The sequence below is a fragment of the Pseudalkalibacillus berkeleyi genome, assembly GCF_021608225.1.
Classification (GTDB): domain Bacteria; phylum Bacillota; class Bacilli; order Bacillales; family Fictibacillaceae; genus Pseudalkalibacillus; species Pseudalkalibacillus berkeleyi.
The window spans coordinates 2,891,573-2,904,338 of record NZ_JAKIJS010000001.1 but is presented as its reverse complement, the minus strand read 5'-3'; the positions used below and the strand labels follow the sequence as shown (position 1 = coordinate 2,904,338).

Annotated in this window: 15 protein-coding genes; 12 read left to right on the top strand and 3 right to left on the bottom strand. The window is 39.9% G+C overall.

What is annotated here, in order from left to right; genetic code table 11:
• Positions 1–47: 47 nt before the first annotated feature.
• From aceB to L2716_RS15015, 9 genes are all read left to right on the top strand, one after another.
• Entirely contained in the window at positions 48–1,637 is a 1,590-nt protein-coding gene (gene aceB, locus L2716_RS15055; protein WP_236337680.1) for a malate synthase A, read from the top strand.
• Positions 1,638–1,659: 22 nt separating this feature from the next.
• Complete coding sequence (aceA, locus tag L2716_RS15050) at positions 1,660–2,943, top strand: isocitrate lyase (RefSeq protein ID WP_268963997.1); 1,284 nt, start codon at positions 1,660–1,662, stop codon at positions 2,941–2,943.
• A 681-nt stretch (positions 2,944–3,624) separates the two neighbouring features.
• Positions 3,625–4,809, top strand: a complete 1,185-nt coding sequence (locus tag L2716_RS15045) for a ParM/StbA family protein (protein WP_236337679.1) — start codon at positions 3,625–3,627, stop codon at positions 4,807–4,809.
• Between the two features lie 9 nt (positions 4,810–4,818).
• Positions 4,819–5,367 carry a hypothetical protein gene (locus tag L2716_RS15040; RefSeq protein ID WP_236337678.1) on the top strand — a complete coding sequence of 183 codons (549 nt, stop codon included), beginning with the start codon at positions 4,819–4,821 and terminating at the stop codon, positions 5,365–5,367.
• Positions 5,368–5,487: 120 nt separating this feature from the next.
• Positions 5,488–6,672, top strand: a complete 1,185-nt coding sequence (locus tag L2716_RS15035) for a chromate transporter (protein ID WP_236337677.1) — start codon at positions 5,488–5,490, stop codon at positions 6,670–6,672.
• Between the two features lie 16 nt (positions 6,673–6,688).
• Positions 6,689–6,991 carry an antibiotic biosynthesis monooxygenase family protein gene (locus L2716_RS15030; RefSeq protein ID WP_236337676.1) on the top strand — a complete coding sequence of 101 codons (303 nt, stop codon included), beginning with the start codon at positions 6,689–6,691 and terminating at the stop codon, positions 6,989–6,991.
• A 129-nt stretch (positions 6,992–7,120) separates the two neighbouring features.
• The gene (locus tag L2716_RS15025; RefSeq protein WP_236337675.1) at positions 7,121–7,456 is read left to right on the top strand and encodes an ArsR/SmtB family transcription factor; all 336 of its coding nucleotides are present in this window, start codon (positions 7,121–7,123) and stop codon (positions 7,454–7,456) included.
• 13 nt (positions 7,457–7,469) lie between these two features.
• Positions 7,470–7,922: an SRPBCC family protein gene (locus L2716_RS15020; protein ID WP_236337674.1), complete on the top strand. Its 453-nt coding sequence runs from the start codon at positions 7,470–7,472 to the stop codon at positions 7,920–7,922.
• A 26-nt stretch (positions 7,923–7,948) separates the two neighbouring features.
• Positions 7,949–8,425, top strand: a complete 477-nt coding sequence (locus L2716_RS15015) for a DinB family protein (protein WP_236337673.1) — start codon at positions 7,949–7,951, stop codon at positions 8,423–8,425.
• Positions 8,426–8,647: 222 nt separating this feature from the next.
• On the opposite strand, the gene L2716_RS15010 is transcribed toward L2716_RS15015, so the two are convergent.
• From L2716_RS15010 to L2716_RS15000, 3 genes are read right to left on the bottom strand one after another with little or no spacing between them, the layout of a single operon-like run.
• Positions 8,648–9,040, bottom strand: a complete 393-nt coding sequence (locus L2716_RS15010) for an SRPBCC family protein (protein WP_236337672.1) — start codon at positions 9,038–9,040, stop codon at positions 8,648–8,650.
• Between the two features lie 27 nt (positions 9,041–9,067).
• Positions 9,068–9,514 (bottom strand): SRPBCC family protein, encoded by a 447-nt coding sequence (locus L2716_RS15005; protein ID WP_236337671.1) that lies wholly within the window; start codon positions 9,512–9,514, stop codon positions 9,068–9,070.
• Positions 9,498–9,821 carry an ArsR/SmtB family transcription factor gene (locus tag L2716_RS15000; RefSeq protein ID WP_236337670.1) on the bottom strand — a complete coding sequence of 108 codons (324 nt, stop codon included), beginning with the start codon at positions 9,819–9,821 and terminating at the stop codon, positions 9,498–9,500. Before L2716_RS15000 ends, L2716_RS15005 begins: the two co-directional genes overlap by 17 nt.
• A 119-nt stretch (positions 9,822–9,940) precedes the next feature.
• Here L2716_RS15000 and L2716_RS14995 point away from each other — a divergent pair, with 119 nt between their 5' ends.
• From L2716_RS14995 to L2716_RS14985, 3 genes are all read left to right on the top strand, one after another.
• Complete coding sequence (locus L2716_RS14995) at positions 9,941–10,882, top strand: AraC family transcriptional regulator (RefSeq protein ID WP_236337669.1); 942 nt, start codon at positions 9,941–9,943, stop codon at positions 10,880–10,882.
• A gap of 18 nt (positions 10,883–10,900) precedes the next feature.
• A complete protein-coding gene (locus L2716_RS14990; protein ID WP_236337668.1) occupies positions 10,901–11,287 on the top strand; it encodes a DUF1761 domain-containing protein in 387 nt (128 codons plus the stop codon).
• A 170-nt stretch (positions 11,288–11,457) separates the two neighbouring features.
• Entirely contained in the window at positions 11,458–12,624 is a 1,167-nt protein-coding gene (locus tag L2716_RS14985) for an iron-containing alcohol dehydrogenase (protein ID WP_236337667.1), read from the top strand.
• Positions 12,625–12,766 lie beyond the last annotated feature (142 nt).

The window sequence follows — 12,766 nt, the reverse complement described above, 5'->3', positions numbered from 1 at the left end:
ATACTTAGAAAATTGATGAACAGTGTGGAAGGAAGTGTCTATTGTAAATGAAGACAGAAGAACGAGGGATACAAGTCAATGTATCCCTCCAACCTGAACATGAATCAATTGTGACCCCGGATGCATTAGCGTTTGTTGAAAAACTAGAAAGAAAGTTTGGCAGTAGAAGACTAGCTTTATTAAATGAACGAGATAAAGTCCAAAAAGAAATAGACAGAGGGATTGACCCTGATTTTTTACAAGAAACGGAAGAGATTCGACGTGGAAATTGGACCATTGATCGTATTCCAGATGACCTTCAAGATCGACGAGTAGAAATTACAGGTCCTGTTGATCGGAAAATGGTCATTAATGCATTGAATTCTGGTGCTAAGGTATTTATGGCTGATTTTGAGGATGCAAACGCTCCGACCTGGAACAATTGCATAGAAGGACAGATTAACTTAAGAGATGCGAATCTTGGATCAATATCGTACATGAACGACAAAGGAAAGCTGTATCAATTAAGCGATAATCCAGCCGTCCTTAAAGTGCGTCCCCGCGGATGGCATTTAGAAGAAAAACATGTTTGTGTAGATGATCGACCGGTGTCGGCAAGCCTTTTCGATTTTGGTCTTTATTTTTATCACAATGCAAAGACCTTAATAGATAAAGGTAGCGGGCCTTATTTTTATCTACCAAAGCTTGAAAATCATCTAGAAGCACGTTTATGGAACGATGTTTTTTTATTTGCCCAAGAGGAGCTTAGGATCCCAAAAGGAACTATAAAAGCAACTGTACTTATAGAGACGATTCTAGCGGCATTTGAAATGGACGAAATCCTTTATGAGCTTAAAGAACATTCGGCAGGGCTTAACTGCGGTCGTTGGGATTATATATTCAGTTTCATAAAGAAATTCCGTAGTCGTGATGAAGTGATACTTCCAGATCGCTCAATCGTGACGATGACTGTGCCAAACATGCGCGCATATTCTTTACTTGCAATTAAGACTTGTCACAAAAGAAATGCCCATGCAATTGGGGGGATGGCGGCACAAATCCCGGTGAAGAACGATACAAAACAAAATGATGCTGCATTTGAAAAAGTGCGCTCTGACAAAGAGCGTGAAGCGAAAGATGGACACGACGGAACATGGATTGCCCACCCTGGCATGATCCAAGTCGCTTTAGACGTGTTCAATGAACATGTACCAACTCCGAATCAAATCACCAAGAAGCGTGAGGACGTGGAAGTGACGAAAGAAGATTTACTTAAGGTTCCTGAAGGGGCGATAACAGAACAAGGTGTACGCACAAATATTAGCGTAGGCATTCAATACTTGGCTGCGTGGCTTTCAGGAAAAGGTGCAGTACCTATTAACCACTTGATGGAAGATGCAGCGACTGCAGAAATTTCAAGGGCGCAACTCTGGCAATGGATTCGTCATCCTAAAGGTGTATTAGATGACGGACGTAAAGTAACGATGGAACTGTTTAAAGACTTGAAAGAAGAAGAGATGAACAAAATGCTGAGTGAATTTGGCTATGAATACTATAGAGCAAATCGATTTGAAGAAGCTGGTTACCTATTTGAAGAGTTAATTTCAGACGATCAATTCGCTGATTTTCTCACCATTCCAGCCTATCAAAAATTATAAAACCCATCAGGAGGGGATTACATTGAATCAAAAGAAAGTTGAACAATTAAAGGAAAGCTGGAGTACTGACCCAAGGTGGAAAGGAATTGATCGTTCTTACTCTGCAGAGGATGTAATTCGGTTAAAAGGGTCACTGGATATCGAGCACACATTAGCGAGGACTGGAGCTGAAAAGCTTTGGAAACTACTGCACGAAGAAGACTATGTAAATGCATTAGGAGCCCTTACTGGTAATCAAGCAATGCAGCAAGTGAAGGCAGGATTAAAAGCTATTTATCTGAGTGGCTGGCAAGTTGCAGCCGATGCAAACATTGCAGGGCAGATGTATCCGGACCAAAGCTTATACCCTGCAAACAGTGTACCTCAAGTCGTGAAGAGGATTAATCAAACATTACAGCGTGCAGACCAGATTCAATGTATGGAGGGTAAAGACGATATAGATTGGTTCGCTCCAATAGTAGCGGATGCTGAGGCTGGATTTGGCGGACAATTGAACGTATTTGAACTGATGAAAGGTATGATTGAAGCAGGTGCCGCAGGTGTGCATTTCGAGGATCAATTATCTTCTGAGAAGAAGTGCGGACACCTCGGTGGTAAAGTATTACTCCCGACCCAAACGGCTGTACGGAATTTAATTTCTGCACGGTTTGCAGCGGATGTGATGGGTGTTCCAACGCTAATTGTTGCTCGTACGGATGCAAATGCAGCGGACCTTATCACAAGTGATATTGATCCAACAGACGCTGAATTTATTACAGGAGAACGCACACCTGAAGGATTTTATCGTACAAAAGCAGGGATAGATCAAGCAATTGCAAGAGGGTTAGCATATGCGCAATACGCAGATCTTGTCTGGTGTGAAACGTCTGAACCGAATTTAGAAGAAGCACAGAAATTTGCAGCAGCTATACATGAAAAGTACCCAGGAAAGCTGCTTGCATACAATTGTTCACCATCTTTTAACTGGAAGGCTAAGCTAGATGATCTCACAATTGCTAAATTTCAAAAAGAGTTAGGAAAAATGGGTTATAAGTTCCAATTTGTAACACTAGCAGGATTCCATGTTCTAAACCATAGTATGTTCGAGCTGGCTCGACAATATAAAGACCATGGTATGGCAGCATACTCGGAGCTACAACAAGCTGAATTCAACAGTGAAAAACACGGTTATACGGCTACTCGACACCAACGCGAAGTAGGTACAGGATACTTTGATGAAGTGGCAAATGTCATCTCTGGTGGAACATCTTCTACGACAGCACTTAAAGGTTCGACTGAATCCGATCAATTTCAATCTGCTAACTAAATAATCGAGAATCCACGGACCATTTAGAAATCTTCTTCCCCTTTTTCAGTAGGAGAGAGAAGCAAGGCGGCCATCAAATGACTGTTTTCTTCCTCTCTTCCTCCTCTAAATAGGGAATGATGCTAAATGGTCCCTTAATTTTGCACATTTCATCCATTAATCAGACACTTATCCCCCTTTCCTGGCATCTTCCTCCTCTCTAACTAAATAACTAACATTTCATCCTCCTAATATAGATTACATTCACCTAAAGTGATTTCTCAGCATTTCCATCCTCTAATCATCTTCAAGCGAATTTCATTGTACCGTCCATCTGTACCCATAAAAATAATGGGGTATTTTATCAATTGGATTGCTTTTTCTACAAGATTCCATCCTTTTTTTCGTGTATTTCTTAAACATTTAAAGAACACTTTTTTATTTTCAGGAGTAGGGTAGGGGACATTGCAGGACAATTTATGGAAGTATACAAATTTGTACACATGTATACAAAAAGAAAACAACAAGTATTCAATTTCGTGTACAAGTTTACAAACATGTACACATGTTGGTATATCAGTAGTTTGCAAAATGTGTACAAGTATACAAAAAAGAATACATCTAAAGGCGCATTGACTATTCTCACTTTCTCTAATACCTTTAATCTAGTAAGATACTTTCTCTGAGAGGGGTAATGTAAAAATGACAAAATCAAGAATTGCAGCTGTCGATGTTGGAAATGACGCTGTGAAAGCTAACTTCGGAAAACTAGAAAATGAATTGTATATTCCAAACGTCATTGCAAGAGATATGGAAGACCGCCCGGTAATTGGTATTGAAGAATTGGACGAGAAAGATCCTCTAGATAATCTACATATACGCGTCCACTCTCCAGCGTTAAAAGAGAATAATGCGGTTTATCGTGTGGGTAATTTAGCGACGAAAACGACGAATTCTACTGAACTAGACCCTGGAAGTAGTAAGTCAGAAGAAGATCAAACGTTAGTGATGCTTTTTGCTGCTTTAGCTTTAGATTCAGTTGGATACGGTAGTGGTGCATCATCTTTCAAAACATCCAATAATGTTGTCGAAGCGAACTATACATTAGGTACAGGCTTACCTTTAAGAGAAGTGAAGGAAGGTAAGGATGTAGGGTATCGTTCCCAACTACTAGGTTCCGTTCACCAAGTAGAGTTCCTAGTTACTCCTCAATTCCAAGGTAAGAAAGTAAATATTAAATTTGATGAAGTGAAAGTGTATCCAGAAGGATTTGCAGCATATGTGAACCTTGTCATGGATAACGACCTTAAAATCATTAATAAAGACTTGATTGATAAACAGATCTTGATTCAGGATATCGGAGGACTTTCAACAGATATCGCCGTTATTCGTAACCGAAATGTCGATGATGATAAGGCACAAGGCTTTAACCTTGGAGTAGCTGAATCTCTTGAACAAATTCGGGATGAAATTTTGACAAAACATGGCGTAGAGCTTGATAGTCGTCGTGATGTTGTCGATATCATCACTAGAAAGAACAATCGACACCATATTATGGTCAAAGGTAGTCGTACAAATGTCCATGACATAACGGACCGTATCCTATTGGAGCTAGCTAAGAAACAATACCGATACCTTCGTAATGTATGGCAAAGAAACTCCCAATCTGAAATCTGCTACTTTGTAGGTGGAGGATCGGCCGTTCTTAAGGACTATCTGAAAACATTGAACAACAACTTAGATGGATTCAATATTGAGTTTTTTGAGGATGAAAATGAAAGCATCTGGATGATGGCGAATGCTTATTACAAGTTGATTTCCGACTTTATCCGTAAGAATACGAAAGAACCGAAAGAAGAGAAAAAAGAAACTTCAGCTGCTAAGTAGGGTGATTGTATGAGAGATTCCAAAAAGGGTGTAGTAGAAAGAGGTCAAACGATTACGTTTCGTGTGCCATCTGACACGCCTGATTATCTTTTAAAACAACTTCAAAAGTTGAAAGAGACAGAGAGAAGGAATTTTTCCAGTAGAATCGCTCAATTTGTCTTGCAGGGAGTTAATGAAAGTGTGGGCAGAGACCGGGAAACACTAACGATTCCCCTTCCTAAACAACTTTCTAAGGAGCAACGGAATTGGATGAAACACGCTCATTCTGAAGCTTTAATTGGAAGCATCGTCTATCAGTTATTGAACGATCCGATGCGTGCAACGACGCTTCTCGCTTCACTGAACAGTAATTCGGTTGATATTGATGAGGCACTGTATCTTCAAGAAGAAGCAGCTTCAGAAGAACCATCCTTTGAGGAGGAAAGAAATTGGACAAGCGAAGATGCGTTAAATGATCTTAGCTTAGACAATTTGCAAATCCATTCTGAGGTTGAAGAAGAAGATATCGAAGAAGATGATGATCCACTAGGTGATTTTCTTACAAGTATGAATAAATAGTAATGAATGAAGGTTGACTCACATAGAGTTAGCCTTTTTTTATGTGCAAAAAAGGTGTAGAATGGGTCTATAATTTTTGGGTGATTGTGAGTATTGATTAAATATAGGTAGGTAGAAAATATGAAGAAAACTACGAATAAAAATTCACGATTAGAAATTTTAAGAGCTTCGACAAAGCTAGGATTTACCTCATTCGGTGGTCCGGTTGCTCATTTAGGATACTTTAAAAATGAGTATATCGATAAAAGAAAATGGCTTGACGATAAAACATATGCAGACATTATAGCGCTCTGTCAGTTCTTACCAGGTCCTGCCAGTAGTCAAGTTGGTATTGCTATAGGGATGTTAAGAGGTGGTATTCTCGGAGGCATCATTTCATGGATCGGGTTTACGATTCCATCAATCATAGCGCTTGTGTTGTTTGCTCTCTTTTTTCAAAATGCAGGTATTGCTGATGCAGGCTGGATTCATGGTTTGAAGATTGTAGCCGTTGCAGTCGTAGCTCAAGCTGTAATTGGTATGGGCCGAAAACTAACACCTGACAGACCGAGAATTACGATTGCGATCCTCGCTGCAATTGTAACGCTCGCATGGCCCTCAGCGATTGGTCAAATTCTAATTATTTTAGCTGCAAGCCTACTTGGGGTTTACATGTATCGAAAACAGGAAGTCCCAAGTGTTCACCAAATGCAGATTAAGATCAGCAAAAAAGTTGGACTCATTGCTTGGGTAATATTTTTCGGACTCCTCATCGGTTTACCCATCTTAAGGCCGTTGGTTCAAAGCCAAGCCTTCCATTTATTTGATACGTTTTATCGTGTCGGATCGCTTGTTTTTGGTGGGGGTCATGTTGTGCTCCCATTGTTAGAGAGAGAAGTTGTCCCAATTGGCTGGGTAGAATCTGGTGAATTCCTTGCTGGTTATGGGCTCGCGCAAGCTGTTCCAGGTCCTTTATTTACATTTGCGAGTTATTTAGGTGCAATGATTAATGGGATCGGGGGAGCTGTCATTGCAACAGTCGGTATTTTCTTACCATCATTTTTACTCATTATCGGTTCCTTGCCGTTCTTAAATGAAGTTAGAAAAAGACCGCGTTTTCAAGCTGCACTTACGGGGATTAATGCAGCGGTGGTCGGCCTTTTGCTTGCGGCACTGTACGATCCAGTCTGGACGAGTTCTATAAAATCGACCTATGATTTCATATTAGCGCTTATCTTATTTGGGTTATTATTTTTCTGGAAATATGCACCTTGGCTCGTTGTATTAATTGGCGCAATCGGTGGTATGATCATCAGTATATTATAATAAGGAGATTGATGGGATGGTTCTTGAAGTAGCATTTTTCAATATAAAAGAAGGTTTGGAGGCAGACTTTGAGCGCTCGTTTGAAGAGGCAGGAGCGATTATTAGTCAGGTTGAGGGCTATCTCTCACATACGATGCATGCATGTATAGAAACGAAAGGGAAATATATGGTCCAAGTAGAGTGGGAGACTCTAGAGAGTCATATGATAGGATTTGTAGAGTCGACTCTTTTCGAACAATTTAACGAAAAAGTTGGCCATTATTTTAAACCAGATGTCTATATGGAGCACTTTAAATTAGTGCAACCTAAAAAGGGATGACCAGTTGATGGTCATCCCTTTTTTCTATTCGCTCCCAAACAAAGTGAAGACTCTAATAAGAAAGAATTTCCAACAAAACCTTAAATCGTTTCCTTGACGTTTGAATAAAAATCACTTATAGTTAACCACATGGTTAACTATTATAAAGATAACCTTGATCAAGTTTTCTCCGTATTGTCTGATCCTACCAGACGGAAGATTGTAGAGGAACTTTCCAAAGGTGAAATGACTGTCAAAAAGCTCGCTGAGCCATTTGATATGTCCCTACCGGCTTTCACGAAACACTTGAAGGTGCTCGAGAACGCTGGTGTAGTAACTTTTAAGAAGGAGGGAAGGTATAAGTACTACAGCCTGAAACCAGAAGCGCTTGAGGGCGCAATACAATGGATGAACCACTGGAGATCGTATTGGGAAAGTCAATTATCAAGGTTGGACACATATTTTGAGAATTTAGATGATGATTAAAGGAGGCACTTGCATGATTACGATGCAAACTGAACAAAATTATAAACTCGAACTAAACAAGGTATTCCCTGTTAAGGTTGATAAAGTATTTAAAGCCTGGACAGATTCAACAGAACTTGCTAAATGGTGGGGACCAGAAGGCTATACAACTAACATTGAAAAAATGGACGTTGAAGTTGATGGAGAATATAAGTTTATTATGAATCCACCAGAAGGCGATTCACACGTGTTGGTCGGTCGTTATGTTGAAATTGTACCGAATGAAAAGCTTGTGTTCACGTGGAAATGGGACAATAACGAAAATGAATTCCCGGAAACCCTCGTTACTGTTGGCTTTATAGATCAAGATGGTTCGACAGAATTAACGATTAAGCATGAACAACTTCCTAGTGAAGAAGCAGCTGAAGGACATAACAAAGGCTGGAGCAGTTCACTAGAAGGTAGCTTAAAGACTTACTTAGGATAAAATTTTTGGGAGAGGTGTATTTTAAAATGGATCAAAATTTAATCTTTAATCAATTCGAAATGGGACGTAAATTCCTAATGATGGGCGCAGAACACATTACAGAAGAAAATGCTGATCTTATTCCAGAAGGATTTCCGAATAACCTACGTTGGCAATTAGGGCATGTACTTGTATCCGTTGAATACTTGGTTTTCCACCAAGCTGGAGAAGGTATGAAACTACCAGAAGGTTATGCGGAAATGTTCAGTAGAGGCACAAGTCCGAAAGATTGGACGAATGAACCACCAAAGGTTGATGTGTTGAAAGCACAACTAGCTGAGCAAATGGAGCGAGTGAGAGCTACATTTGATGGTCGTCTTGATGAAAAGCTTCCAGAAAAGTTTGCTGCAGGACCAATTGAATTTAACACAGTCGGAGAGATGATCCTATTTGCGCTCTTCCACGAAAGCGAGCACATCGGATGCATCAAGGGATTGAAAGCTGGTATTAAAGGAACGAAATAAGTGAAAAAGAGAGTGATCCGGAAGATTTTTTTCGGGTCACTCTCTTTTTTGTACTCATTTTCAGCTATATACGAACTTAATCTGATCATTTGAGCGATTTATCCGATCATTTCATCGATTTATCTGACCATTTTAGTAATTTAGTCCCGGAAATAATAACAATTTAAAGTAGATAAGAACATAAAAAGAGACGACCAGTCACTGATCGTCTCTTCAGTATAATTACTGCTCGAGATATTTTTTAAGGTTACTCCAGTAATTTTCGTGCCATCCTGCTTTCAAGTGCTCAGCTTGTTCTTCTGGGAAACCGACATGGTCAAATACGAGAACTGTGCCTTCTCCATCTTGCTTAAAGTTGAAAGTGACAATGGAATATACGCCAGGGTCCCAGTTTCCTGCTCTCCAAGCTTGTACGATACGCTGACCAGGTATGAGTTCAATATTTCTTCCGTGGATCATACCACCGAAGCATGAAAATGCGCCACCGTCTTCTGTGTGGATTTCTGTAGGTGCTCCTCCTGTCATTTCGCTGAATTGTTCTGCGTTTGTCAGTGCTTCGAAAAGTCGTTCAGGGCTTGTATTGAATTTGATTTCTTCTGAGATTTTGTGAATCATAATATTTCTCCTCCAATTTATTACGTTTTATTTTGTAATCGACCATGGGTCTGTACCTAGGTCTTTTCCTTCTCCTAATTGCTTGATTCGTTGCAAGTAATGTGTCCATCCATTGTTATTCGAAGTCAACTTCTCACTTGGAATTTCTAAATGATTCAAGATGAGCAATGTTCCGTTATCCTTCGGCTCCATAATGAATTCCACTGTACTAGATCCAGGTGGCATGATGCTGGAGCCTTCCCATCCCCAAGTAAGGACGACCTTTTCATTCTCGACAATTTCTTTATATTCACCAATCGCAATATTTTCGCCGTTAATGTCGATTCGGTATTTTCCACCAATTTTCGGCTCAAGCAGGACTTGCCTACCCATCCAACGGATCATTTTGTCCGGGTCAATGAAAAAAGGGAAAAGCGTTTCAGGACGACATTCAATGAATATTTCCTTTTGTAAAGTTTCAGTCGCTTGAGTCATGGTTCCTCCTTTCTTCCTCTTCTGCAGCTTCTTTTAGGCGTATTAGGCTGTCATCCCAGAATTGATCGACAAAATTTTTCAATGCTGCGAATCCTTCACTCCTAATTTGGTAAAAGCGCTTCGTACCAGATTTCCGAACCGTAACAAGTCCGGACTGCTCAAGGACTTTGAGATGCTGGGATATGGCAGGAGCAGATATCTCGAAATGAGAAGCAATTTCGCTTGAGGTGAGCTCGTTACCACGTAATAAAAATAGTATTTCGCGACGAGTAGGAACGGTTAATGAGTGTATCGCTTTTTCAATCATGACATTAATTTAGCATACACTTAATTAAGTGTCAACTTAAGTAAGGGCTTGAGTTTTATAATTCGTGTACTTTAGACGATAATAAGTTGGAGAGTAGCCTTATAGGGAGTTTTGTATAAATGACGACAAACGACGAGCAAAAAAGACACATATATACCGTCTTAGATTACATTAAGAACAACTTACATACCGATTTATCACTAGAGAATCTAGCAGAAGTATCTACATATTCTCCGTACCATTTCCACCGGTTATTCAATCGTATTATGGGAGAAACACCGTCTGATTATGTGAAAAGGGTTCGTATGGAAGAGGCGGCGCACTATTTAATTTATGAACCAAACATGTCTGTTACTGAAATCGCGTTTAAGTGTGGTTTTTCATCTAATTCTTATTTCACTTCTGCTTTTAAAGCGTTCTTTAAACATAGCCCTAAAGCCTGGAGGGAAGGTGCTTATCTCGAAAAATTCCCTAGACCGTACTTAGATAGCAAGAAATCTAAACAACAAAGCACGAATCCAAAAGAACCAAGTGAAACGAGAGGATATAATGGGTTTCAGTGGGTGGACTTGGCGAGAGTGAAAATTGAACGGCTCCCTGAGATGAGCGTGTTATTTTTACAACATTTCGGGGCATATACCGAAGAAATTTCGAATACGTGGGATCAAATTTATCAGTATACAGAAACGAGAGATTTAATTACAGATGAAACAAGGATGATTGGCGTTCCTCATAATAATCCATATATCACTCCAGAAAACCTTTGCCGTTACGATTGTTGTATTACGATTCCGCAAGGGTTTCAGCCTGAACCTCATATGAAAACTAAAGTTTTTGCAGCGAGTAAATACGTTTTCTATGAATTTGAAGAAGCTGTATCGTTTGCAGATCGTGGATTATTAATTGAATGCTATTCAGAATTGTACAGTTACTGGCTTCCGAAAAGTGGATACAAGTGTTTAAGCACACCAATGGAAATCATTGAGCTTGATTCCAGTTCAGATCGCTTTAAAATGGAGCCGAAAATCGTCAAAATTGGTTTGCCTATTTTACCTAAATAAGAAAGGGATGAGATTCATATGGATCTAAACGTAATTGCAATTATCGTAGGTGGTTTTATATACATGGCATTTGGTGCCTTTTATTATTCACCAGTGTTATTCGGAAATAAGTGGGGACAACTAAACAACGTCGGTGAGGAAGGCACGAAGCCGATTAACTTTGTATGGTCTGCTGTTGTTGCATTTGCAAGCTCCTTTTTCATGGCTGTTATTGTCGATCTTGCTGGAGCAACAGATTTGGCTGCAGGACTGCAGGTTGGTGCACTCGTCGGGATCTTATTACTCCTCGGTTTCTTTAAAAATATGGTCTTCGGAATGACATCAAAAAAGGTATATGCAATCGCTGTAAGTGACCATTTCATCATGTTCTGTGTACTCGGTATGCTACACGCGATTTGGGGATAATATTGAAGTGAGATTGACTACCATAGCACATGTGCTGTGGTAGTTTTTTTGCAAGAAATCAACTATGACCAGTTTACCGAATCCTAGTCGGAGTCATATTCATTTCTATCTAGAAAAGGGCATGTTAAACTTCAAGGGAAATATTCTAACAAGTAATGAGGTGCTAATGTATGAATACATTTCTACAATATAACCCTACTCGTTTGTTGTTCGGTGAAAATCAAATTGAACAACTACCTGAAGAGTTAGGGGAAAAGAATCTGAAAGTGCTCGTCATTTACGGTGGAGGCAGCATTAAGAAGAATGGTGTCTATGATAACGTCATGCGTGAACTAAACAAGGCTGAAGCGACAGTATTTGAGCTTTCTGGTGTTGAACCGAATCCTCGTTTAACGACGGTGCAACGTGGTGTTGATATTTGTAAAAGTGAAGGCATTGATTTTCTCTTAGCAGTCGGCGGAGGAAGTGTCATTGATTGCACAAAAGCGATTGCAATTGGAGCAAAATATGATGGTGATCCTTGGGATTTAATTACACAAAAAGCACCAATTGAAGCGGCATTACCAATTGGAACGGTCCTGACACTCGCGGCAACTGGTTCAGAAATGAATAATGTATCGGTCATTTCGAACTGGGAGACGAAAGATAAGCTTGGCTGGGGTTCACCGCTCGTTTATCCGAAATTCTCCGTTCTTGATCCGACATATACGTATTCTGTACCTGAAAATCAAACCATTTATGGAATTGTTGACAGCATGTCTCATGCGCTCGAGCATTATTTCCATCGTACAAATAATACACCGATGATTGACGGATTTATTGAATCTTTACTTAGAACGGCAATTGAAACAGGTCCGAAATTGTTGGAGGATCTTCAATCATTCAAACACCGAGAAACAATGATGTATATTAGTACGACTGCATTTAACGGGACGTTGATGAATGGAACAGATGGTGGAGACTGGGCAACGCACCGCATCGAACATGCGATTTCAGCTATTTACGATATCCCTCACGGCGGCGGACTTGCGATTCTATTCCCGAACTGGCTTGAACACGTGCTGGAAGACGATCCTAGTCGTGTGAAACAACTGGCAGTCAATGTATTTGGAATTGATGATACTGGTAAAAGTGATCGCGAAGTTGCGAAGGAAGGTGCTCAAGCACTACGTAGCTTCTGGAACTCACTTGGTGCACCGAGTAGACTAGCCGATTATGAAATCGACGATCAGGAATTTGATGCAATCGTTGAGAAAACGTTTATCAAACCAGGCGTAGGAACATATAAAGAATTAGACCCAGAAAACGTTCGAGATATTTTAGAACGATCGAAATAACGACGAAAGAGCTGACTTCAGACATAGAAATGTCGAGTCAGCTCTTGTTTTATTTGTTAAATATGTCGCTTAGGCGCTTGTCCTACTCATAAGATTCATCAACTAAAGCATAGATTAGAATAATAAATTTCAGAATTAAGTA